The organism is Moorena sp. SIO1G6 (assembly GCF_010672795.1).
Taxonomy (GTDB): domain Bacteria; phylum Cyanobacteriota; class Cyanobacteriia; order Cyanobacteriales; family Coleofasciculaceae; genus Moorena; species Moorena producens.
The window spans coordinates 72,071-97,004 of the sequence record NZ_JAAHFZ010000025.1 but is presented as its reverse complement, the minus strand read 5'-3'; the positions used below and the strand labels follow the sequence as shown (position 1 = coordinate 97,004).

The 24,934-nt window shown below is 42.0% G+C and carries 20 protein-coding genes; 12 read left to right on the top strand and 8 right to left on the bottom strand.

Going from position 1 to position 24,934, the window contains the following annotated elements; genetic code table 11:
* Positions 1 to 136: 136 nt before the first annotated feature.
* The 3 genes from nrtS to F6K63_RS22315 form a co-directional block, all read right to left on the bottom strand.
* Positions 137 to 406, bottom strand: coding sequence for a nitrate/nitrite transporter NrtS (gene nrtS / locus F6K63_RS22325; RefSeq protein WP_009149028.1), 270 nt, complete (start codon positions 404 to 406; stop codon positions 137 to 139).
* 157 nt (positions 407 to 563) lie between these two features.
* Complete coding sequence (locus F6K63_RS22320) at positions 564 to 1,922, bottom strand: chloride channel protein (protein ID WP_009149027.1); 1,359 nt, start codon at positions 1,920 to 1,922, stop codon at positions 564 to 566.
* 740 nt (positions 1,923 to 2,662) lie between these two features.
* The gene (locus F6K63_RS22315) at positions 2,663 to 3,259 is read right to left on the bottom strand and encodes a helix-turn-helix transcriptional regulator (RefSeq protein ID WP_287313139.1); all 597 of its coding nucleotides are present in this window, start codon (positions 3,257 to 3,259) and stop codon (positions 2,663 to 2,665) included.
* Positions 3,260 to 3,482: 223 nt separating this feature from the next.
* On the opposite strand from F6K63_RS22315, the gene F6K63_RS22310 reads away from it, so the two are divergent.
* The 6 genes from F6K63_RS22310 (at position 3,483) to F6K63_RS22285 (ending at position 8,628) form a co-directional block, all read left to right on the top strand.
* A complete protein-coding gene (locus tag F6K63_RS22310; RefSeq protein ID WP_287256685.1) occupies positions 3,483 to 3,632 on the top strand; it encodes a hypothetical protein in 150 nt (49 codons plus the stop codon).
* Positions 3,633 to 3,822: 190 nt separating this feature from the next.
* Complete coding sequence (locus tag F6K63_RS22305; RefSeq protein ID WP_009149024.1) at positions 3,823 to 4,926, top strand: saccharopine dehydrogenase family protein; 1,104 nt, start codon at positions 3,823 to 3,825, stop codon at positions 4,924 to 4,926.
* Between the two features lie 312 nt (positions 4,927 to 5,238).
* On the top strand, positions 5,239 to 5,790 hold the full coding sequence (locus tag F6K63_RS22300) for a GTP-binding protein (protein WP_267872075.1): 552 nt from the start codon (positions 5,239 to 5,241) through the stop codon (positions 5,788 to 5,790).
* Positions 5,791 to 6,435: 645 nt separating this feature from the next.
* Positions 6,436 to 6,990 carry a protoglobin domain-containing protein gene (locus F6K63_RS22295; RefSeq protein ID WP_287313138.1) on the top strand — a complete coding sequence of 185 codons (555 nt, stop codon included), beginning with the start codon at positions 6,436 to 6,438 and terminating at the stop codon, positions 6,988 to 6,990.
* Between the two features lie 261 nt (positions 6,991 to 7,251).
* Positions 7,252 to 7,623 (top strand): roadblock/LC7 domain-containing protein, encoded by a 372-nt coding sequence (locus tag F6K63_RS22290; protein WP_287313137.1) that lies wholly within the window; start codon positions 7,252 to 7,254, stop codon positions 7,621 to 7,623.
* 369 nt (positions 7,624 to 7,992) lie between these two features.
* A complete protein-coding gene (locus tag F6K63_RS22285) occupies positions 7,993 to 8,628 on the top strand; it encodes a GTP-binding protein (RefSeq protein ID WP_287313136.1) in 636 nt (211 codons plus the stop codon).
* Positions 8,629 to 8,945: 317 nt separating this feature from the next.
* Here F6K63_RS22285 and F6K63_RS22280 read toward each other — a convergent pair whose 3' ends face one another.
* Complete coding sequence (locus F6K63_RS22280; RefSeq protein ID WP_287313135.1) at positions 8,946 to 10,199, bottom strand: hypothetical protein; 1,254 nt, start codon at positions 10,197 to 10,199, stop codon at positions 8,946 to 8,948.
* Between the two features lie 33 nt (positions 10,200 to 10,232).
* Entirely contained in the window at positions 10,233 to 11,291 is a 1,059-nt protein-coding gene (locus tag F6K63_RS22275; RefSeq protein WP_287313134.1) for a polysaccharide pyruvyl transferase family protein, read from the bottom strand.
* A 937-nt stretch (positions 11,292 to 12,228) separates the two neighbouring features.
* Between F6K63_RS22275 and F6K63_RS22270 the strand changes: the two genes are divergently transcribed.
* On the top strand, positions 12,229 to 12,732 hold the full coding sequence (locus tag F6K63_RS22270) for an HAD-IIIA family hydrolase (RefSeq protein WP_287313133.1): 504 nt from the start codon (positions 12,229 to 12,231) through the stop codon (positions 12,730 to 12,732).
* Positions 12,733 to 13,217: 485 nt separating this feature from the next.
* The gene (locus F6K63_RS22265) at positions 13,218 to 14,408 is read left to right on the top strand and encodes a succinylglutamate desuccinylase/aspartoacylase family protein (protein WP_287313132.1); all 1,191 of its coding nucleotides are present in this window, start codon (positions 13,218 to 13,220) and stop codon (positions 14,406 to 14,408) included.
* Positions 14,409 to 14,679: 271 nt separating this feature from the next.
* Here the strand turns inward: F6K63_RS22265 and F6K63_RS22260 are convergent, their stop codons facing one another.
* Positions 14,680 to 16,284: a helicase C-terminal domain-containing protein gene (locus tag F6K63_RS22260; RefSeq protein ID WP_353813071.1), complete on the bottom strand. Its 1,605-nt coding sequence runs from the start codon at positions 16,282 to 16,284 to the stop codon at positions 14,680 to 14,682.
* Positions 16,285 to 16,764: 480 nt separating this feature from the next.
* Here F6K63_RS22260 and aroF point away from each other — a divergent pair, with 480 nt between their 5' ends.
* Positions 16,765 to 17,718: a 3-deoxy-7-phosphoheptulonate synthase gene (gene aroF, locus F6K63_RS22255; protein WP_071986924.1), complete on the top strand. Its 954-nt coding sequence runs from the start codon at positions 16,765 to 16,767 to the stop codon at positions 17,716 to 17,718.
* 192 nt (positions 17,719 to 17,910) lie between these two features.
* Here aroF and F6K63_RS22250 read toward each other — a convergent pair whose 3' ends face one another.
* Positions 17,911 to 19,941 carry an ABC transporter ATP-binding protein gene (locus F6K63_RS22250; protein WP_287265431.1) on the bottom strand — a complete coding sequence of 677 codons (2,031 nt, stop codon included), beginning with the start codon at positions 19,939 to 19,941 and terminating at the stop codon, positions 17,911 to 17,913.
* 107 nt (positions 19,942 to 20,048) lie between these two features.
* Positions 20,049 to 20,309, bottom strand: coding sequence for a hypothetical protein (locus F6K63_RS22245; protein ID WP_071105323.1), 261 nt, complete (start codon positions 20,307 to 20,309; stop codon positions 20,049 to 20,051).
* Positions 20,310 to 20,531: 222 nt separating this feature from the next.
* On the opposite strand from F6K63_RS22245, the gene F6K63_RS22240 reads away from it, so the two are divergent.
* The 3 genes from F6K63_RS22240 (at position 20,532) to F6K63_RS22230 (ending at position 24,809) form a co-directional block, all read left to right on the top strand.
* A complete protein-coding gene (locus F6K63_RS22240) occupies positions 20,532 to 21,971 on the top strand; it encodes a NupC/NupG family nucleoside CNT transporter (RefSeq protein ID WP_287265433.1) in 1,440 nt (479 codons plus the stop codon).
* A 174-nt stretch (positions 21,972 to 22,145) separates the two neighbouring features.
* Positions 22,146 to 22,772, top strand: a complete 627-nt coding sequence (locus F6K63_RS22235) for a hypothetical protein (RefSeq protein ID WP_287265434.1) — start codon at positions 22,146 to 22,148, stop codon at positions 22,770 to 22,772.
* An 861-nt stretch (positions 22,773 to 23,633) separates the two neighbouring features.
* On the top strand, positions 23,634 to 24,809 hold the full coding sequence (locus tag F6K63_RS22230; protein ID WP_009148973.1) for a glycosyltransferase: 1,176 nt from the start codon (positions 23,634 to 23,636) through the stop codon (positions 24,807 to 24,809).
* The last annotated feature ends 125 nt before the right edge of the window (positions 24,810 to 24,934 follow it).

Sequence of the window (24,934 nt, the reverse complement as noted above, 5' to 3'; positions counted from 1 at the left end):
CTAATAGTAAATTATTGCTGGGGTTGAATCAGCTAATTAGTGAAATTCATCAATATCAATCCTTTTTTAAGTCTGGATAATATGGCTTATTTGTTAATCATTAAATTCGGAAAGTGACAGAAGAGGGATATCGTAATCAACCAGAATTGCGATTATAATCTGCTTTTCCTCTTCGAGCGGTTTGCCTAGAACGCATGGTGTACTGACCATGAATGTTGACCAAGTAGGGAACTATATAGGTTAAACCCCCTGAAATCCATCGCTGTTGAGTCATCTGTCCTTGTAGGAGAGCAGAACCATGATTGATCACAAACAGAACTGAGCCAACGACCAAAGCCACCCTCAGCGCAGTTGGCATCAATTCGAGATCAACAACACTTAGACAGAACTCTTTTAAAGATTTCACCCTGTACCTATCTAGGAAGCTGTTAACGATACAATTTTACCTAACTGATGGTTTTTTTTGGCGGTTGACTCTTAATTACCCAATTAGCTAACTTCTCAACAAAAAAACTGATTTTGTTGACTGACTAAATCCTTGACTAACTCAGACTTAAGTCTTCTTAAGCCATTACTGGTATACCCTCCTGACTACGCGATCGCTGAGTTTTCAGCAAAGAAATATTAGTAGTTAACAAGAAACTGGCAAAGCTAGCAATAGCAATAATTGGAAGAATCGATGTATCAGACAGAACGCTAAGAATAACCGTGCTACTGACCGGTGTTTTGGTGACAGCCACATTCACCGCTGCCATCAGGCAAAGCATAGCAATGGTGGGATGAATTTCGGGTAAGGCGATGGAGATAGCTAAACCCAGATTGGCACCGATGAAAAATAGAGGAAAGATAAATCCGCCTCTAAACCCACCGTGGAGGGTAAAACTGATCGCAAACATTTTTGCCAAGGCAATCCCCAGTAACATGGTTACCCCCAAAGTGGGACCTTGTTCAATCACTGTTTCAATTTGCTCCTCACTAAAAAATAGGGTTTGGGGAAAGAATACAGCAATCAACCCAATAGATAATCCGCCTAGTGTAGCTAGCAAAATATGGCGATGTTCAATAGATTTAATCCAAGACTTGGTAAAGCGAAAGATATAGATAAACACGATAGCAGCTAATCCACCAGCAACCCCGAGTAATCCACCCTCAATTAAATTTAGCCAGGACAGAGTAGGTAATGTATCAAAAAGGTTAAAGCGGTAAATTCCTCCCACATTTAACCCAGTACCAAAGCGGAAAACAGAGAAGCTAAAAATTGACGCGACAATGGCTGGTACGATGGCTTCATAGTATTCCAGACTCCGGCGGTGGGGAATTTCTAGGGCAAACAATGCCCCCCCGATCGGCGCACCAAAAAAGGCACCAAGAGCAGCACTCATCCCGCAGAAGGTCAATATCCGGATATGGCTGATTGCCAGTTTAAGCTTGACTCCTAGCCAGCTACCTAAGCTACCATTAATCTGTACCAAAGGTGCTTCTGGTCCAGCACTCCCGCCAGCGGTGATGGAAATTAGAGAGGTCACAATCATGCCAGGAGTTTGACGAGGCTCCATCCTACCTGGATCGTGAACTTTTTCGATCACCAACGCCATTTCACCGGGTAACCCCAAGAAGTACAGGGATAAGCCCACGAAAAACCCACCAATGGTAGTGGCAATCCACACATAATTCCAAGAGGGTATCCAACTGGGGAAATAGGGTTCTAGAAATTCGGGCAACCAATGCCAAACAAAATGCAAACACTGTTCTAGGACAAAATAGTAACTAGTTGCTACTAATCCGCCAGCAATGCCAATCCCTGTAGCGCAGAGGATTAGCTTTATATAAGCTAGCTTGACGGGTTGATTGTAGCTATCTGATTTTTCCGTCTGATTAGTCCTTTGATTTACCGATGATACTTGAGCCGTCTCTGATGTCATTGTTGTCATGACCCAGTTGTCTTTTACGAGAATTGGTTATTTTTTCATCATGGACAACAATAACTTAAATAGATAGAGTTACTATGTATCGGGTGCATGAAATTCAATTGCTTTTTACATAAAAAAATCTTTAATGTATATTTTGCATGAATTTAAAATGTTTTTTGCATAAAGTAGTTTTCATAACGTTTAAAACTGACTTATCATTAACAATAGAAACCCTTGGTGAATAGGGGGTGATCGGTTAGGGGAATTTTGCCCTCGTCTAGTCTGATGGTTCAATACCTAACATTGATTGAGGTAAGCCTGACAAGAGTTTGCCTGAGTCGGGGGTGTTGCTACAGACTACAACAAACCCTCCGAGTGCAACTCCTCTAATTGGTAAGCCAGATGCAGCAGCTAGTCCACAACTGCTCGCTTCAAATCATTGGTCTAGCTGCAAAGCACTGGCTTAAGGTTTTAGCTGTAAGCATTCAGCTAATGCGCTACGCGAACAGTTTTTGAAGAAAAGAGGCAAGGATTCGTTTAATGTGAGTTACTTCTACTGATGGGATTTTCCCCAGACTTTCAATTGGGTGCATCTCATATTTGTAAAAAAGACGGGAAGTGTGGGGCCCGGGCGCGGGGAGTGTGGGAAGTATGGAGATTTTATTAGAATTTTTGCCTAATTGCATGCATTGAGATGCACCCCTTTCAATTCTCATTAATCTCGAATTAAATTCGACCGTTCGAGGTTTATTTTAAGCTGACAGCTGACAGCTGACGGCTGTCAGCTTACGTTTAGCATGAATATTTTTCATGTGCTTCTTCACTGTGCTGAGGGTAATGAATAGCTTAGCGGCAATGTCTTTATAGGAGTAATTGACTCGACGCAGTAACCAGACTTCTGCTTCACGAGGAGTTAAACCATAGTGGTAAACTTCTGCAAGCACTAGATTTTGAATGGATTGATGTTGGTCTTCAAGAGTGACTAAAATAAAAGGCTCTTTGGATAACTCTAATTTGAGCCATCGAACTCGTATCCGAACAGGAGTTGACTGACTCGTAGTAAGATAAGAATCTATAATAACTGCCTGAGAATGATAGGACTTAAAACTGTACTTCAAAGCTTGGCAGATACGCCAGATTTGTTTAGGCACCAAATTAGATGGTTTACTGTCTGGTGTGAGTTTATGCAACAGAAGGCGAGCAGATTCATTGGCATGAAGTATCTTTCCTTTTGTACTCAAAATCAAAATGCCATCAATAAATCCTTCCAGTATCCCTTGTAAGAAAACCTGATCTAACTGTTGTGCTTGAGTATTTGCCCTTTCTAAAGAGTTGGTGATAGTATTCATCTTGTAGACCTATTCTAAAAAAAAGTTGGATAGTCTCGTCAGAGGCGATTTCACACTGATCAGTTTGGGGGAGCTAGGTCATGTCCTGCAAACGGTAGTTAGTTGCTAGTTTTAAGGCTTTTAATACTTATCAGGATTAAGCCTTACCGTTTATGCCGGATGTCGCAATTTTGTAACAAAACTTAACTAAATGGCGCAGGTGAAGCCTATCCCCTGAAGGGGTTTGCACAACATCGGGATAATTGATGAAGATGGCGATGGGGAAGATGGGAAAGATGGGGAAGATAGCAAAGAATCTCCCCAAAGTCGGACTGACTTCTATTACGTTTCAATACCTGAAAATTGCTATATTGTTAAAGGGAGTAGGGAGTAGGGAGTAGGGAGTAGGGAATATGGCATCAAAAATTATCACAATTCCTACAGGGATCCCTAGAGTTCAAAAATTTACTTTTAGTAAAACCCAATGGACACAATTCAATTAGACTTGAATCCAATGATGACATTAAGTGAAACTAGCAACCGTAAGATAGAACTGCGATCAGTATTCAAGCAGACATAATCTAATGACAGACCAGGTTTTAATCCTAGGAGGCAAAGGACGCATCGGGAACAGTGTAGCGCAAGACTTACTTGCCCATACTCAGGCGAAAATTACGATTACCGGACGTCAGGGTAAACTTGACCTAGGTCTGCCACAACAGTTACAGCCCCCCGTGCAGTTTATCCCTCTAGACTTAGCTGATCAGGAGGGGTTAAGAAATGCGATCGCATCTCACAACCTAGTCATCCATTGTGCTGGTCCGTTTCTCTACCGAGACGCTACTGTCCTAAACACTTGCATCGAACAAGGAGTTAACTATCTCGATGTCAGTGACAACCGTGCTTTTACCCGTAAAGCCTTAGCCTTCCGTGAACAAGCTACTGCTGCTGGTGTCACCGCTATTGTCAATTCTGGCATTTTTCCTGGTATCTCCAATAGCATGGTGCGTCACGATGTAGAACAGTTAGATGTTGCAGAACGGATTCACCTCAGCTATGTAGTTGCCGGTTCTGGTGGTGCTGGAGTGACGGTGATGCGTACTACTTTCCTAGGATTGCAAGAACCGTTTGAAGCTTGGATTGATAATCAGTGGCAAACCGTGAAACCTTATAGCGTAAGGGAAACCATCCAATTCCCTGCTCCCTATGGTAAAGCTGGTGTCTACTGGTTTGATATGCCAGAAGCCTTGACCTTAGTGGACTCATTCCCTGTTAACACCGTCATCACTAAATTTGGCTCAGTTCCCGATTTTTATAATCATCTGACCTGGATAGCCGCCCATATCTTCCCCTCATCTTGGCTGAAAAATCCCGCTGGAATCGAGTTTTTGTCCCATGTCAGCCACATCATGACCGATGTAAGCGATCGCATTAGTGGCGTTGGTGTTGCCATTCGCTCAGAGGTTACTGGTTACAAAGATGGTAAATCAGCCCGTGCTGGCTCAACCTTAGTCCATCAGAATACTGCTGTCGCTGCTGGGGTCGGTACTGGTAGTATTGCTGAACTGATGCTTACTGGTCAACTCAATAAACCGGGAGTTTGGCCGGTGGAACAAGCCCTGTCTACGCCATTATTTGAGCAAACTATACAAAGTCGAGGACTTGAGATTAATACTGTTGAAGGTTAAGTGTTGATACCAAATTCGCTTTGATAACCCTCCTTTATAGCAGAAGTCATTTGTCAGAAGTCATTTGTCAGAAGTCAAACTCTTGCGCTTCTTGATGCAATAGCGAGTGGGGGAAACCCCCAAGACCGCTTAGGTGCGCTTTCCGTTGGCGAATTAAATTCGCCACGGGTCGCACCTCTGCATCGCTTACAAAGGGTGTGAGACTTTTGTCATGTCCTAACTGCCCTGGCGACTGCTATAACTCAAATTACAGGACTTACGCCGCCAAATTTCCCTTTCTAATTTGCTAAGACAGAAATCTACTCAGTATTAATTAGCCTTGGTGGAGTAAATCCCATGAAAAGTATCCGTGTGGTAGTAACCGGAACTGTAGGAGCTGGCAAATCTACTTTTGTGAGGACAGCAAGTAATTTTGAAGCTGTGGAAATAGAAGGTAAAGCCACCGACGAAATACTTCTGCTAAAGAAAAAAACTACCGTTGCCTTTGACTTTGGTAGCCTTACCTTTGGTAACAATCTAAATGTTCATATCTACGGTACTCCTGGTCAATCTCGCTTTGACTTCATGTGGGATATTTTGATTCGTGAAGCTCACGCCTACATTGTACTGGTCCCGGTTCATCGACCCAGCAGTTTGAACCACTCTCGTGAGCTTCTCCTGTTTATGAAGGAGCGAGTAAATGTTCCGATGATTATTGGTTTAACCCATATGGATTGTCCAGGGGCAATGGCTTCAGAGGAAATTATCAGAACTCTCGGTTATAGCAACCCTCACAATCAACCCCCAACTGTAATACTTAATCCCAATCAGCGAACCTCAGTGCTTGAGGCTTTGGTGCTTTTGATGGATCTCCTAGATTCCTAGACCAGCCAGTAGCTAGTACAGTTCAGCTCAAATAACTGTCAAATAAGTGACCAACCCCTGTCAGGTCGAAACCCATAAAAGAAAGGACGTTTGTCAGGGCTAAGCATTCGCACATAAATTCTTGGTTTGCTCCCAAATTTGCTAGCCGAATACTTCGCCCCAAGGATTATCGTTTCTAAGAATTGCCATCTTCTGTAATTTGTGTTTATAAAACTACACAAATCATTAATTAGCGTCACTAAAAAAAGTAATCCGGATTGAACGGATCCCTTGGTGAAAAGGTTAGTAAGTAAACGTTATACAGTTTACCTATAAATGTAGTCTCCACTACTAAACATCCAGTAGTTTAGGTTATAGGTACATTCAACGATAGATGAAGTAAATAGTTTAAACTTATCGTAAACCTAAACTATAAACTTCACTAAAATTATACAAAACAATACTTGTAAATCTTTTATTTTAGAAATTAAAAAAGCTAAAATATAACCAAGTTACAGGATTAGCTATTAGCAGAAAATTATCTATTCAGATAATAATTCATAAAAACATTGCTATAGTGTTTAAATACTAGAAAATTAAATCGGGGTGTTTTGCTAAATAGTCAAGTAATAACTTAGAGTTAGATTCAGCTATATCGGAGTAATTATGAGCTTAAATCCCCAGGAATTTATGACCAAGATGGAAAAGCGTGTCAAGTTGACTAGTGAAGACAAAGCGCTTCTAAAATCACACGCAGATTGGGGAAAAGAAATTGCTTCTGAAATGGCAGACCATTTCTATACTTACTTAGGTAATGATGAAGAAATGGATGCCATTATGAAAGAGAAAGAAGGTCGTATGGAGCGCCTACGGGCAACCTTTGTGCAATGGTTTTACGAAATGTTCACTGGTATGGATGACTGGGGACAAGCCTATGCTGAACGTCGTTGGCGTATAGGTTTAGTACATGTGAAAATTGGTATCGGTCCTCAACATGTCGTCCCAGCCATGGCAATTGTGGTGCAGGCATTTACTAACCGGATAAAAACTGATAGTAAAGATGAAGCCTTGCGGGATGCCCTGAGTCGGATCTGCATGATTGATTTAGCCTTCATTGAGCAAGCCTATGTAGAAGTGAGTTCGGCAGCGGTTCTCAGAGAAACTGGCTGGACAGAGGGTCTATTTAGACGTCTGATTAGTACTGGGGCTAGCTCTATGTAACTAGAGCAATCCTAAATCATTTCTGAACAATACCTCTGAATAAAATAGTTCTGACTCGGATAATTATGAGTCCTGAGTAAGACCTGTGACTGTTTACTTTTCCGATAGGATTGCTAGATTAGCTGTCGATTTTGTTGGAAACTAAATCAATAGTCTATAAGTTCTGGCAAATTGGCACTACTCCTACTTAACTATCAGCTCTCAGTTTCGAGGAACACAAACTAACCGAATTACACATTCTGCAATTGGAGTAAGACAACAATGGCGATCAATTCTCAAAAATTGGGGTATATCCTGCATAATTTTGTTACATCGACTGCTGATATTCAGGGAGCAGCTGTAGTCACAACCGATGGTTTACCGTTAGCATCTAGTTTGCCTGGAGAAATGGATGAAGAACGGGTTTCAGCGATGTCTGCGGCTATGCTCTCCTTGGGTGAGCGAATTGGCTCAGAACTGGCTAGAGGTGAAATCGACCGGATCTATGTTGAGGGTAAAGAGGGATTTAGCGTTTTGACCAGTTGTGGTGAAGAAGCGGTATTTCTGGTTCTAGCTAGTAAAGCAGCTAAGCAGGGAGTATTGATGTTAGAAATTAAACGAACTCTGGCTGAATTAAAACCAATGTTGCTATAGTAAATTTGTGTAAATTAGTTTACTAATACTTTGGTTGATAAAAGGGATAAATTATAGTAATTGATAGTCATTGGTAATGGCTTATAGATAATGGGTAATGGGTAATTAAAAGACTAGTATTAATTATCCATTACCCATTATAAATAGTATTTTTTTTTGTTAAATTGTTGTTCGCATTCTGGATTATTGGTATAACGTCAGTGGGTGTGTGAAATTCAATGTAAGCTATTTTTTGTTCAAGGTTGACCACTAACAGTCAACAGTCAACCGTCAACCGTCAACCATCCATCGTCAACAAATTACCTTGATTCACCCCAACTTACTGGCACAGTTGATAACCTGTAGTATTTGCTAGAGAAGCATAACCCAATGGACAATATACGGATTGTAGTAACGGGAACAATAGGGGCTGGCAAATCTACCTTTGTCAGAACATTCAGCGAAGGTGCGGTTATTGAAACAGAACGAACGGCTACGGATGCCACATCATTGTTTAAGAAAAAAACGACTGTTGCCTTAGACTTTGGTTTGCGTCCCTTAAATCGGAACTTGGATTTGCACCTGTATGGAACTCCTGGTCAAGCTCGCTTTGATTTTATGTGGGACATTTTGATTCGCCGAGCTCACGCCTATATTTTATTGATGGCAGCTAATCGAAGCAGTGATTTTGCTAGTGCTCGTCAGATTTTATCGTTTATGCAGGAGCGGGTCACTATTCCAATGATTATTGGTCTGACTCATACTGATGTTGCAGGGGCATGGACTCCAGAGGAAATTATGATGCGCATGGCATACGTCGGTGATCCTAATCAACCCCCGATTGTAGCTGTTAATCCCAATAATAAGACCTCAGTATTTGAAACTGTAATGATTTTGATGGCTCAGATGCTTTGCCAAGGGAGTTTTATTGAAGGTGCTAGGAAAGAAAAGGTAAGTAAGCCAGCTCCGTTACCTGTTAAGAACCAATATCATTGGCCGAAGCCTCAGTTTTTATCAGGGGGTTAGTTAGCGAGTAAGCTATCAGCTATCAGCTATCAGCTATCAGCTATCAGCTATCAGCTATCAGCTATCAGCTATCAGCTAATGCGCTACAGATGGTGCTACTTGAGGTGCTAAAGGCCTTTGGCCACGCTACGCGAACAGCTAATTCGCTACGCGCACGCTACGGGAATGGCTGACGGCTGACGGCTGACGGCTGACGGCTGACGGCTGACTACTGAGTGCTGACGGCTGACTACTGAGTGCTGATAGCTGAATGCTGATCAGTTCTACCAGACTTTTCCAAGTTTTTCGCTTAAGCTCGCTCTTAACCAGGGTGTCATTCAGCTCTGGTTTGCGCTATATAAATTTAGGCTATTTAGAATATCTTTGATTGGTTGTTTGACCAAATCAAATGGCTTCTTAATAAAATAAACATGAAGTATTGAAGCTACTACTCCAGCAATAGTTTTGCCTTTGCAAAATAGATAGGCCTTACCATTTTCTATTTTGCTATGAAGAGTGTTTACTAGTTTTTCGTCGGCCTTAACGTCTTTCGCCAGCTTCAAAATTGCTACGGCATGACTTAGATCATGAGTATCTTGAATTTGCAATATTCTGTTCCAATTACTGGGTAATTTATCTGGAAATGTTATGGCTTTTTCTAAATGGCCAGAAATCAGTAAAGGTAGCATAGTTCTCACGCATTTAGGGCAGGTTCCACAGTTGGTTTCACCACCTTCATTATTAGTACATACCCTCAAATATTTCATAGCGAAAGGGTCTTTTACTAAAAATTTAGCAATTTTTTCAACCCTTTGGGTCTCTGAACCGTCATGAACTATATTAGTTTTTTCCGTTGACCATAGGTGGTCGAGTAATGGGCTAGTTCCCCAAGGAAAAACATCTTTATAAGAATCTGTGGAAGGAATTAAAACAGATTCTAAACCTGCTGAAAGAGAAAGTGACACTGAAGCCAAGCCAGCCCCATGATAATAAGGTCCCCATTGTAAGTTAAAATGATTGCGGATATTTGTTTCACCTACAATACAATCTATACTGGCTGCATTGGCAACTTCCATAATCCTTGAAATTACCTTTTTTTCTTGACCATGTTTATAAATGCGTAAAGGTCGCTCAATGCCTTTCATATAAATTAAATGAGAAAGGGGAAGTCCAAAGTTACTAGGGGTCTTCGTATGTTTAATAAAGGTATAAAACGAATCCACGCCCAAGGAGAAAAATGCACCAACTTTGCTAGTTGATTTTTGATCATAGTTTGTTGGGGATTCTGCGGTAACTAAAACTTTTTTAAGCTGGGATGGATACCACTGATGAAAGATATCTTGTATGGTAGGTAAATTTCGGAAAAGCTTGGCAGAAATCAGCGGTTTTATCTCCAGATTTTCACCTTTCTCCATTGCCGGTAAAAGTAAGGCAGGAACAAAAGCATCGGCGCTTTCACTGACAAAATCAGCGAATCGTTGAGGATATTCAAAATAAATCTCTATTTCTTGGTCAAGGCTATCAACCTGCACGAGACCAACAAGTCTCACTGTGTCATTAGCAATGATTTTTTCAACATGCAGTAGTTTCATAAGATTTATTAGTGTAGTTGAATAAAGGGAAAACTATCTATTGGCAAAAACTTTCTCAAGACATTCTTTCGCAGTTTTTGATTCTTGGAAGATAAACTCTTCTGGTCTTTTGTAATTTTTGAAAACTGTTTCTATCCGCTCTAGAGACAAGGGCTCCATAAAATTTACCACTCTTGCTGTCGGTAGCATTTCTGACTTATCAATGTAATGCTTAATTTTTGATTCGGAATTAACAATTCCAATATTGGCAATCCCAAGGAGATCGGCTAGTATAATTGAGTGCAGGCGATTACCTATGTGAAAATCCATGTGCCTCAGGATTGCTAGAAACTCTTCCGGATTTTTCCATGACTTGATTTGGCAATTAGCAGCGGGTAAATATTTCTTCAGTCGTTCATGGAAGCGATTATCATTTCTTTCATTTCCTACATGTCCTGGTAGCAAATGAATCCTACAATTATACTTGTCAATGAGTGGCATTAACTGTTTGGCATAAAACTCAGCTCTGCCTTCACCCCACCAAAATTTTCCAGAGAAGGATATGTTGGCAATATCACTAGCTTGCTGGGCTGGTTTGACAAACTTTTCATACATAGTCAAATCCAAGAAAGCCAAGTCACCTCCTAAGTCAGGTGATTTGGAAAGTTGAAGCTGTTGCAATGCCATATCATAGGAATGGTTATCTCTAAGGTATAGCAGGTCGGCTTTTTCAAAGATATCAGCTATCTTTTTTTTCTTCTCAGATTTCACGCTTTCTAATCCAACACCGAGGAAGCAGAAACGCTTACCCATTAATTTTGACAAGGCTTGCATCCTTGATAAATTCCTTGGCCTGTCTTGCAGGTTTAAGGTTCCCCCACCCCAGGCTATGCAGTCACTTTTCAAAAGTAATAACGTTCTTTTTAGTTTTGATAGTTGTGCATTCCTAAAGAACACAACTTTGTCACTCAAACCTTGGTAATAGTTAGTTTGGCAACAGATAAATATTTTTTTGACATCTTTTTTGCTAGCGAAATAATTAGTTAACTGATTGACAAATAAATCGTCGCCAATATTACCATAGCCGTAATAACCAATCAGGAAAATATTCACACTATATCCTCACAACCTGTCCTTAATATTATCTCAATTTTCTAGTCATTAATTAAAAAATAAATTGGCATAAAAAACAATTGGTTTTAGCAAATTATTTAGACAATAAGCGAGCATCTTAATCAGCGAGTACTATCAAGTTAAACATCCAAGCAAAATGTCGTAAGCATGGACGTAAGTACTCAGGATATCAAGGAACTAGTTGAATTGGATGGCTGAATTTTATTTTAAAAGCAATTATAGATATAACTTCAGCAAAATTTTCACAATTCCATAAAAATTGACGAAAACATTAACTAAACCAGTAACTATATGAAGCTTTGATGAAAAAGACTTGGAGACAGGGTAAGCGCAAGAAAAAATGGCTCATAATGTGCATTGGCTGGATATCGGTTGATCGTCCCTCGAAACCCCTATAATCTCGTAGAACTGTACTCGCAATAGAGTTGATTTGTTGAGAATGACGCGGTTTTTTTTCGAGGGTAAGCCACGGCTTATTGATTCTTGCGCTTACCCTGGACTTGGAGAAGATGCAATTAACACCAAGTTATAGCAGAAGTCAGAAGTCAGAAGTCAGAAGTCAGAAGTAAAACTATTGCTATACTTAGCTTTGAGACTAATGTCGATGTCCTAACTGCCCTGGCGACTGCTATAGAACCAACTGATTGCTTAGCCTGGGAGTGGATCGACCTTGATGAAACTAAACAGCTCATGGATGGGGTGAGCAAGGATGAATCCATGGCTACTGACGATCTAGCGTCTTATGATCTTGATAAGTTACATTTCCATCATCGGCTAATAACTCCATTCCGTGTCTTGATGCAAAGCGCGAGTGGGGGAAACCACGCCAGTTGCTCATGGGGGGAAGCCCCAAGACCGCACTGCCTCCCCTGTTCCCTTGCTGCATCGCTAATTGGTGTACCACTCAGCAAGCTTCATGAATTCAAAACTTGAGCTATTTGTAGATTGCGACTGGACCATTCGCCAGCCGAGTGGTCAAGGTAGATTTATCGACCACCCTGACCAGCAAAAAGTGATTGAAGGAGCTGATCAAGCTCTGCAATGTTTCAAAAATAAGGGTTATATCATTCTTGGGGTGACCAATCAGGCTGGAGTTGCAGCCCGACATAAAACCCTGAAAAATTGTATTAAAGAGCAACAGAAAACTCTTAAATTACTTCCCCAGCTCAAAGGAATTATTTTTTGTCCTGACTATGGGACAACCTGTTATTATTGCGAGGGGCACTACTTTTCTGAAGTAACCAGTAAAGCATATGCTGGAGAATACCGAAAACCAAAGCCGGGAATGATTTTGCAGTTTAAAACCAACGGCTCTTCAGCTTTGATGGTTGGCGATCGCAACGAAGATGCTGAGGCAGCCGTTGCAGCTGGAATTCCGTTTATGTGGACCTCGGATTGGCTAGCCAAATATGGAAGGTGACAGAGGTCTGTTCGGTAACTCAGCATAGGGAAAGCGATCGCATCTGTTTCAGGTTGCCAGTTACTCTGGGTGCATCTCCTAAAAGCTGTTTGACCAGGTGGTGCGTTACGGGCAGCAACATAACCCTAGCTACCAGGCGGAAAATGAGGCCCCCCTAACGCACCCTACGCAAGATTTTCAAATCTGAGATGCACCAGTTACTCTCCCGCCACTTGTAGAATATCCGCGTAGAGGTGAGGGCTGATTAGGATTGATAGAAAAAGGGAACTTGGGAACAGGGAACATCGAACAGTAGGAAAGAGAAGCGAAGAGTTTTTGATGTTATGAGAAATCAGCAATATTGTTGATGACCTATTTGTAAATGACCTATTTATAAATGGTATCCTTATGAGGTACAGTCAATTTTATTAGCCCTACTCCCTACTCCCTACTCCCTACTCCCTAAAAACTAGGACGTTTTCCCTAACCCAATTTCAAACTGCTATATGAATCCAACTATTTCTACTATTCCAATTCAGCAACTCACGTCAGGCGATCGCATCTCTCTCCAAGTATATAAATTCGTTGGCTCCCAACCAGGAAAAAAGGCATATTTACAAGGCAATCTCCATGGTTGTGAAATTGTTGGTAATGCGGTGATTCACCAGTTGATTGACTTTTTGAGCACTCTGGATGACACTCAGCTGACTGGGGAAATCTGGCTGGTTCCTGTTTGTAATCCAGCTAGCACTAATCAGCGTAGTCATTTCTTTGCCACAGGAGGATTCAATCCTTACGATGGTCAAGACTGGAATCGAATTTTTTGGGACTATGAAAAAGAGTGTGATGATTTAGAGGATTTCGCCCAATCTCAACTTAATTTTAATCCTGATGAAATCAGAAATAACTATTTAGCACGGATCCAGTCTAGCTTGAAACAACACTTAGAGGATTGCTACTCCCCTAGGGGATTACCGTTTCGTCACCTTTACCGCTATCAACTGCAATCTTTATGTGTAGATGCTAACTATGTGATTGATATCCATAGTTCTACTAATCAAGGACTTGATTTCTTGTATGGCTTCTACTCTCGGGAAGAAAGCGCCAAAGACTTTCTTCTTGATTATGGAATTGTGATGCATGAGGATGAGTATGATGGGGATGCTTTCGATGAGGCATTTATTAAGCCTTGGCAAGGGTTAGAGAAAGCCTTGGCAAAGTTAGGCAGAACCCTTCAGTTTGATATTGAATCATGGACTCTAGAATTGGGTTCTGGGATGCAAATGAATCCAGATTATGTGAAACGGGGAGTATACGGTATCAAAAACTATTTGTCGAAAAAAGGAATGTTACAATTGCCGGATTTTCCGATAACTGATCCAGACTCCTACCAAATGAAATTAGCATCTAAAGATAACATCGAGAGATACTATGCTCCGGCTGGAGGAATGATTCAATCGAGAGTTGAGTTAGGGAGTGTTGTCAAAGTAGGAGATAGACTTTATCAGCTACTGAGCTTTAATAAAGAAGGAAATCTACCGAATGTAATTGATATCAAGGCTGAGACAGATGGTTTAGTGTTTGATGTTTCAACAAATTATAGTGCAAATCAAGGGGAATATGTGCTATCAATACGGCAATTTGATAGTAAGCATTCAGCCGTCAGCCGTCAGCCATCAGGCTTGGCCTATGGCTGAGAGCTGATAGCTGAGAGCTGATAGCTGAATGTTGACATTTGATAATTCTGTAGGGGTGGGAAACAGTTAATTCAAACTTGGATTGTAATTAGGACTTGGGTTACTCAACATTTTGGCTTTAATTTTACTAACCTAAACTGTTGTGAATTTAAACTGTATAAGCCCGTGAAATCAACTAAAAAATATATATTCCAGTCCCCTTTATCATGCAGGCCTTTTGCCTTTTGCCTTGCTAAAACGCATTTTAAATTCGTTTTAGCTTACTGACTTTCTAAAGCCAAGTATCTTGTCCTTCTGGGGAATCTGAATTAAACCAACTAGCATCTAAATAATTAATTCGAGCAAAAGGACTCAAGGCTGATAACACATGGCGTCCATAACTGCGGCGGTTGACACGATTATCTAAGATAGCAACACAGCCTTGAGTAGCTCTAACTGGTGCCACTGCTCGTTGTAATTCTCTCAATGCTGTTGGTAACAAATACAAACGAAACCAATCCTGACGTTGCTGCTTGTAGTAAGCGACTCGACCAGCAACTAATGGATTTTCCAAAGAGGGAATTGGTAAGGTAGCAATCATCAACAGTTGGGGACGGGGGATTTGAGCTTGATAGGTATGCCAAAATTCCCAGCCACAAATCAAAATACTTCTGTGACTGAGACTGGTGGTTTCTACCTGCACCCGGGAACCAAATTCTGCTGCTAAGACTGCCCCTAGCTGGGCTTTGAGGGGGACATCTCCAACTAAAATAACTACTGGTCTGGTGATGTCAGTACTTAGGGTCAGTAGGGTGCCAATTTCTTGAGTCAGAGCGTTTTGAAATCGCTCTGTATTGGGCATGGGTAGACGATCGGGCAAATACAGTTGAATCTGTCGGTGAGGGGAAAACTTCAAACAGGTTAATTCGTCTAATCCGAGCTGCTGACGGTACACAGAGGCAGTTTTCTCTAAATCTAGAGCCCCACCGATTAGCACTACTGGCTGTCTCGACCAAATGGGATTTAAGGCTGTAGCGACTTCTACTGGTGCGCTATATAAGGAAAACTGACCTTGCGATCGCGCAACGGTTGCCCACATTAGCTGACCTGACTGCTGCCAGCAGTCCCAAAAATCTTTCCAGGGTTCCAGCAGATACAGAGATTGTGCTTCAGTGCTGAGGGAACTTAGTCGATCAAATAGCTGTTCCAAGCCATCTTGCTGATCTGCTTCAATCAGGTAGCACTCATAGGGGTTAGCAGGGCGCTGAAATAAGGCTTTGGTTAGCTTTACCCGCACATCCCGAATCACATCAGCCTGTTGTGGATGGGCTTGCATCAGTGCGTCCCAGTCTTGGGGCTGGATGCAGCCTTTAAGTTGGTTACTGGTCCAAGATTCTAGGTCATCCACACCATCAATCACAGTAGGGATGTGATTAGGAAACCAGCCCTTGTGCTTCAAGCGGTCTGTTAGCCACGATTCTGGTGAAGTAATCAACAGTCCTTGGAAGGGTTGATCGGGAAACCTATCACTGGTATGAATTACCTTATCGCTACCAAACCACTGTTGTAAAAGGGGAATTTCCTTTTGCAGCAACCATTCTTGTATCCATAAGGGTGCTACTACGATCACAGGTCCAGACCAAACCAGGGCTGGTGCCAGGTAACTCAGGCGATAGGAAGACTGTAGAGAGGTTTCCTGCAAGGGTTCTAAACCGGTCTGAATCAAAGCAGAACGCCCTAACCGCAAGGCTCGTGCCACTAGCCTCGCCATAGTCAATTGGTGAGGCCAATTGGGTTGACCCTGCGATCGCAAAAAATCCCGTAACGAGGAATGAACTTTGACTTCAATCAAACTAGCATTCAACGGCTTTGCCTCGTTAAACTGAGCAATGAGCACTAATACTGTGATCTTAAATCATGTGTTGGGCAAAAATCGTGAAAGACTAGACGACTATAAATGGGATTAGGCTGCATCGAAGCCAGGGGTAGTAGCTCAGAATTTTCCTGATTTCCCAGTAACTATTGACATGAGGCGATTACCCTTGCTAGGGTAGTACCAGTAAAAAGAAATTGCCAAACTTTTATAGCTAACGCCCCAAAAAGACATGTTCAGCCCCAGCTATTACTTTTATTTTTGGTTTAGGAAGGTTCACCGGAGGTGAGGATAGTTCCATATGGAACCCCCCGGTGGACCGCAGCAATATAATCTGCGGTCCTTTGTTTTTTTAGGTAAAGCAGCGACAAGAGCAAGACATGACCACCTACCTTTACAACATTTACGGCTTTTACTTTTTTTGGCCCAGAAATCGTTCCGGGTAGTTAGGTCGTGCCAACCTTTCACAGCAACCCGGTTCCTTGAAGGTTCCGGGTTTTTTTTATGTCCATATCTGTAACTAAATCTGTAACTAAGGAGTCCATAACCATGTTGAACGCTAAATTAGCATTAGCTACTAACCCCAATCACCAAACCATCGTTAGACTCTCAGAACAAGTTGTCTTCGGTGGTTCAGAACTGGTGATTATTGGTGGTCCATGTACCGTAGAAAGTCACGCCCAGATGGAAACAGTGGCTACTAAACTTAAAGCTGCCCCGGTACAAGCATTGCGGGGAGGTGCCTTCAAACCGCGCACCTCCCCGTACTCTTTCCAAGGGCTAGGACTAGCAGGACTAGAAATTTTGTCTGATATCGGCAGGCGTCACCAAATCCCAGTAGTGACGGAGGTGATGTCGATTGGGCAAATTGAATCTATTGCTAACCACGCTGATCTGCTTCAGGTAGGTAGTCGCAATATGCAAAACTTTGACTTACTCAAAGCCTTGGGTAAGCAAGACTTGCCGATACTGCTAAAGCGGGGACTAGCTGCTACTGTTGAGGAATTCGTCATGGCAGCGGAATATATCCTCAGTCACGGTAACTCTCAGGTGGTGTTGTGTGAACGAGGTATTCGCAGTTTCGATAACTATACCCGCAATATCTTAGATTTAGGAGCAGTAGTAGCACTCAAGCAGTTGACTCACTTGCCAGTGATTGTAGACCCTTCCCATGCTGTGGGTAAGCGGGAATTAGTGGCACCTCTGGCAAAAGCTGCAGTGGCCGCTGGTGCAGATGGACTGATTATTGAATGTCATCCGGAACCAGAAAAATCTGTTTCTGATGCTAGACAGGCGCTTTCTATCGAAGCAATGGTGGATTTGGTTCATAGCTTAAAGCCGGTGGCAGCAGCAGTGGGACGACAGATTGTAGAACCTGTCACTCTTCCGGAGTTAGCGATTGACCTTGGCCAAAAGGCCACGCTACGCGAACGGTCACGCTACGCGAACGCATCTTAAGCAGAAACGAGAATTTTTATATATAGTGCTACTTGAGGTGGAATAGGGAACTTCGGACAAGGCAACAAGGAATGATTGAGCGTGGTCTTATAGCGCTCCATCGCTCTTTCCTACTGTTACCTGTTCCCTATTCCCTGTTCCCTATTCCCATCAATCCTAGTTTCACATTAAATGAAAATGCTAGATTAGCCATCAATCTCCTAGCATCTGCAATTTATATAAACTAGCGTATAATCCGTTTTGCTCTAACAATTCCTCATGGCTTCCCGACTCTACTAACTCTCCTCGCTTGAGTACCAGAATCCGGTCTACATTACGAATAGTGGACAGCCGGTGGGCAATAATAATTGCAGTCCGCTGTTCTAACAGCCGTTCCAACGCTTCTTGAATCAGAGCCTCGGTAGCCACATCTAAACTAGCTGTTGCCTCATCCAGCACCAAGATTTGGGGGTTACGAATTGCAGCACGAGCAAAGGCTAACAATTGTTTTTGGCCAGCAGACAGATTAGTTCCTCGCTCTCGCAGCTGGGTATCGTAGCTTTGGGGCAGTTTTTCGATAAAGCTAGCCACATTCGTCACCTCCGCTGAGGTTTTAATTGCCTCAATGGAGTAGGTTTCTCCTAAGGAAATATTACTCTTAACATCACCAGCAAAAAGAAATCCCTCCTGAAGGATGACCCCGATGTGGCGTCGTAGTTCTGCCTGGGGTAAATCCCGAATATCAATCCCATCTACGAGAATTCTCCCTTGGCTTGGTTCATAGAGGCGGCAGAGCAACCGAATAATGGAACTTTTACCCGCACCGGTCGGACCAACTAAAGCAACTTTTTCCCCTGGATGAATGGTAAAGTGCAAGTCTTTGAGAACATATTCATCTTCTTTGTAAGCAAACCAAACGTGTTCAAAGCAAATCTCTCCGTTTAGGGTTGTTCCCGTAGCGTGACCGTTGGTCAAAGGTTGTTCCCGTAGCGTGGCCTTTTGGCCAAGGTTAGACGGTTGTTCGGTATAACCATTGCCCAAGGATAAGTTAGAAGAGTGATGGGCTAGATCACCATTCAAGCTGCTTGGAGGCTTTATCGGTAAATCCCCAGATTGTTTCCGGTCTTGTTTCCCTCCCTCAAACTCTGGAGAACTTGCCACCTGCAACCGTCTGACCTGCAACCCTTCGGGGTCACGAATTTCAATGGTTTCATTCATAATGTCACTGATGCGCTCAATTGCAGTGAAACCAGCTTGGAGCATAGTGAATTTTTCTGAAAACCGACGCAAGGGGTCAAATAGCCGCTGAGCATAGAGGATAAAGGCAGACAAATCACCAAAACTCAGGTGATCTTTGAGGATAAAATGACCACCGCTCCACAACACTGCTGCGATCGCTACCAGGGAAATCCACTCTAGGGTTGCTGAAATCGCTGAATCGTGAAAGATGGTTTTGTCTACTTCAGTGACGTATTTTTGGTTAACCGTGCGAAACATCTCGGCATTGTATTGTTCACGGCGAAACAGTTGCACAATATTAATGCCAGAGATGTTTTCTTGCAGCATAGCGTTTAGGGAGGAAAGTTCTTCCCTAGATTTGTAGTTAGCTTTGCGATATTGTTTCTGGAAGTAAATAATGATAGTAGTCACTGGCAGGAGCATTAGCACTAAGATCGATGCCAGTTGCCATTGCACCAAAAACATGGTACTAGCAATGACTATCATGGATAGTAAATCACCCACGATGCCAATGGCACCGGTGGAAAAGACATCGCCTAGGGCTTCCACATCGCTAGTGAGCCTGGTAATCAATTTCCCTACTGGTGTGCGGTCAAAAAATCGCACCGCTAGGGAGGTGACGTGCTCAAATAGGTCTTCCCGGATAGCAGCAGTGATTCGTTGACCTATCTTCACCACCACGAATCCCTGAATCCCAACGAACACTAACCGGATTAGTATGGTTAATAGTAGTATAGAGATCAGAATATTGATGCTCTGTGAGAGAGAGCGCTCTAATAGGAAAGACCAAGTTCGATCTTCTTGACGAATTAAAGAGATTACCTGCCCAACAATTAAGGGTTGAATGGCACTTGCTACGGACAGGGGTATCAATAAAGTAATTGCAATAAATAGCGGGCCTTTGCTGCGACGGGCGTAGGGGACTAGGCGTAGGAAAAGTCTCCAGTCGTTCTCTTGCGTTCGCATTTTTGGAGCTGCCTGTTTACCTGGTGATCTGCTGGTCATCTAACACTAAGGGTGTTAATTTGGTGAACAATATGGTAGCGCAAATAAAATTGAGAGTGCTTTTACTTAACCACGAAGACGCAAAGAACGGGAAGGACGATCGGGGGTTAAACGATAGGAGGATTCTCTCGATTGCTCAATTCTGAGGGTGGGCGATCGCTACTCCAAGCCCACCATACATAGCCACACTGACATTGATAAAACTCTTGCCACTTCCGGCGGTGGTCTTCACCCATCACTGGTGAGGACCGATTAATCCAAACCTTCTCAGCTTCTAGAACAGATGCTCGACAACTAGGACAGCAGAATTCCAAGGCATGGGTGGCTGATTTGGTCCACTGAGGCGGTAAGGGGGCAAAAGCATCCATATATATAGCAATCCTCTCGGGGTCTCGGGGGGTAATAGTTAGCAATAGTTACGTTAATTTGGGATTCTTGATTTCCCTGAGACTATTTTAGGGGTTGTACCATCTATAAATTCCCCTGAATCGGATATTGTTTTAGTTAGCTTGAGGCAGTACCTCTGCCATAGGATCTGGTCGTGCTAGTTCATGGCTGACGATATTGCCTAATTGAAAACACAAGGGCCCATGTCTCATCCGTTATATCTCAATCTTATTTCCTTCTGTGGTATTTTTGCCCTATGTTTCATTGCTTGGCTCAGTTCTGAGCATCGCCGCCTAATTCCTTGGAAAGTGATCATTTTCGGCATTGGTTTACAACTGGTGATGGGACTGTTAATATTCCTGTTTGCCCCCACCCGCCAATTCATCCTCGGCTTGAATGACGCTCTCAATGCTATCTTGGATGCTTCAGAAGCAGGAGCTAGGTTTATGCTCGGTGGTGGTAATTCTGCCTTTGTTCCTGATCCAGAATTGATGGTTGGTCCTGGTCCAGCGGGACGCTGGATTTACCGAGCAGTGGGAACTCCTTACGTTTCTGTCCCAGGGGATCGCCTCACTCCAGATAATCTGAGTTTCGGCTTTATTTTTGCATTCCGCTCCCTACCCCAGGTGGTTTTCTTTTCCGCCTTAATTGCTCTGTTGTATCGACTGCATCTGATCCAGCCAGTGGTTCAGGTCTTTGCCAAACTATTCCGGGCAACTATGAGTATTAGTGGTGCTGAATCCCTATCAGGAGCAGCAAATATTTTTGTAGGGATTGAATCAGCGATCGCAGTCAAGCCATTCTTAGCCGATATGACCCGCAGCGAACTGTGTGCTATTCTTACATGCTGCTTTGGTTCGATTGCTTCAACAGTATTAGCTCTCTATACCAGTTTCTTGCGACCCACTTTCCCCACAATTACTGGTCACTTGATGTCCGCTTCTGTGCTAACTATCCCCGCCTGCTTCGTGATGGCGAAACTGATTGTGCCAGAAACCGATGTGCCGAAAACCTTAGGGAAGGTACCAACAGAGGAAGAAGACCCGAATCAGAAAAAACCTAGCCTCATCGATAGTTTAATTGTGGGAGCATCGGATGGAGTGAGGATGGCTGTGGGAATTGCCGCTGTAGTCATTGCAATCCTAGGCTTAGTCGCACTCGTCAATACTTTTTTTGCATATTTGGCTAATTTGACTGCTAGTGACAATCCCCTACTACAGCTAATCGGTAATATCTTTAGTGTGATTACCTTGGATAATATCTTTGGGGTACTATTTTTGCCCTTGACCTTTCTCACTGGTATTTCCCTAAATTGGCAAGAACTGTGGCAAGCCTCTGTCTTAATCGGTCAACGGTTATTACAAACCGAAATTCCTTCCTATCTTAAGTTAGCCCAGCTATCAGCCCAGGGATTAATTAGCGATCGCGCTATTTTGATTATCAGCTATGTCCTCTGTGGCTTTGCTCATATTGCCTCCTTTGGCATTTTTGTTGGTGGTTTAGCAAGTCTGGTTCCCGAACGTCGTGCTGACATTAGCGCCATTGGCTGGAAAGCTCTCTGGGCAGCAACTTTAGCTACATACATGACTGGCTGTATTGCTGGTGTGTTTGATTTCGGCAACCCAGCAATTTTGGGAAAATAGTCTCAAGTCAGCAAATGTGAAGTCTAAATTCTAAATTCTAAATTCTAAATTCTAAATTCTAAATTCTAAATTCTAAATTCTAAATTCTAAATTCTAAATTCTAAATTCTAAATTCTAAATTCTGAAATGGTAAAAATTGTAATTGATATTTCATAATTCCTCCTGCATAATTCCATGAAACGTAACCAAGTATGGCTGATTGGTCTAACTCTGCTAACTACCCTATTACTGATAATTGGGGGGCGCACCCCTTGGTTTAAACCTGAGGAATTGACTATACCAATACAATCATTACCAGCTCAAGCTCAATTGTCTGCCCTAGCAGCGTTTCCCACTACTGCTGATACCTCAGCCCATACTTTAAGACTTAATCAAGAACCTTATAAAGATCTCACAAAGCGCTTTCAGGTGGGTATACTGGAAGGGTATAAGGTTAGTACCATGGGTGGTTTCCCATTAATTGAAGCACCCGATGGTAACTTAGCCTACACGGTGCTTGTAGAACAAAGAGCGACAGATCGTCCATTAAGCAACCCTTCCCTAGCACAGATTGCTATTGAACAGTTTAGGCGGGGTGAAGGATTTCAAACTGGTAATTTTCAGCCAGTACCAGGAGGGGTGTCTCTTCCTTGGAGAGGTAGCTTAACCCTAGGTGGTCAGACTCAGCCAGTCAGTGGAGTGATCTTAGCGCGTCAGCTGGGTAAAAATGTGGTGGTGATGTTAATTTGCGCCACAGAATCAGCTCAGGGAGACGTTAAAGATGCCATTGCACTTTTGGCTAATACTCTCAAACCTCTTTAAGGTCAATGGCATGCTCCTTACGCTTCAGGGAAGCTGGTAATTGTCCATCGTCTATGGTGCATTAATTTTTATCCACCAAAGCTGCCTTTACTTACCAAATCTAGGCAGTTTTCTGTGCTGCTCACTTCTAGTAACATCGGATTAATTACCTCCTTGGAGGGTGGTTATTACTTGACTATTTAGTAGTTAGTAAAAAAAATAAACTAACCACTAATTAATAACCACCCTTAACAAAATTTTCTCTATAGACCAGGGCACTCAGTTTGACTTTATTGGTTTTTAAAAATAGGCTCAATAATCCGGATTTATTTGATTGAGCTTGTATTGATAATTAAGCTTTCACGCATGTAAATTATGAATCGGTGCTGATTGGGAGATTGGGAGATTGGAAGATTGGGAGATTGGGAGATGGATTGAAGCCTTTTGCACAACTGGATCGATCTTAAAATTTATAGCAACCGAATTATAGTTTAGGACAGAGTATTTTGGTTTAAAGGGAGCAGGGAGCATAAATATGTCTTAAGCTTTACTTCGACTGCTATAAATGCCTATTAGCTTACACCTGATGCTCTATAGCTTTTTTTTATCTATTTTTTAAATTAAATGGATAGGAAAAATTAGCGTTACCTAGTCTTGATATTATTTACTTAATCTTTAAGGATTTCGATAATAAATCAATGGTAGTGTATGCTAATTTTTAAAAAATCACACATTTATACTAAAAATCACTATCATGACAATTAATCAAATGGAATAGTCTATATTAAGGGTATAGTTTTATTTATTAAAAAAAATAACGGTAATTTATAAAAAAATTAATGTTTTTTAGGAAAATTGAGTTAGAATAACGTAATTAATTTCATGCGTTTATTGATTATTCAGTATGCTGGAGATTACCGTGAAGCCTTTGAACGCTTAGCTAACGGTGGACCTGAGACATACTATGCTCAGAAATATTCTGTAGATGCGGTAGCTGAAATTGGCAAACAAATTGGGGAAGTTGCAACTCTCTGTTGTATGACCGAAAAACCCTACAATCAGCTACTGGAAAAAGGAGTTCGTGCCATTGGTGCAGGGTTTAATGGAGAGATTAAGGTTAAAAATTTAATCAAATTGATTGAAGATTACCATCCCACTCATTTAGTTGTTCGCACACCAATTCGGGAAGTTTTTCGTTGGGCAATTCAGAATAATGTTCCAACCCTAGCCCTATTTGCTGAATCTATTCCAACCAGAAAGGTGCGTAACAAGTTTCGTAATTATTTACTAAGCCAATTATTAAATAATGATCGAATCCAATGGATTGGTAGTTATGGGATTGATTCCTCCCGAGTACTCCAGGACATAGGAGTCCAATCTGACAAGATAATTCCTTGGACTTTTATTGTTACTGAAACCCCAGAATCCTTGTCACCAAAAACTCTCCCAGCACAGGCCAAGTCTTGGCAACTGTTTTACATTGGGTCAATGATTGAAGCTAAAGGGGTTGGGGATATATTAGAATCTATCGCTAAATTAAAAGCTAATAAGTTTCCAATAAAATTGAAGATAGCTGGTAACGATAAAACAGGTTTCTTTGTCAATAAAGCTAAGCAGCTACAAATCGAAGACTGTGTAGAGTTTCTGGGAATAGTACCAAATAATACCGTAGTTCCTCTGATGAGAGAATCTGATCTTGTATTAGTTCCTAGTCGCCACGAATTTCCAGAGGGTTTCCCACTAGCAATTACTCATGCCCTTTGCGCTCGAACTCCAATCATTGCTTCAGATCACCCAATGTTTATTAATAAACTAAAAGATGGCATCAGTGCGAAAATTTTTCCTGCTGGCAACTCTGTTGCTTTAGCAGAATCTATTCAAAAGCTGCTTTCCGATTCAGATCTTTACCATAATCTGTCTATAGCCTCTTACGAAACCTGGAAGAGTTTGCAGCTTCCAGTAAAATTTGCTGACCTAATTAAGCGATGGCTACATGACTCACCAGAAAATGAACAGTGGTTAATTCAGCATCGGTTAAGTTCAGGGCGCTACAACTAAACATCTCCCTAATAAAAATTTACTAATTATTAGGATTACTAGCAATAACCAGCCAGAGCAAGAAGTCAGAATCTATAGGATTTCAGGTGCATTGTAAAAATTAATCGGATTAATACCAAGTAGAA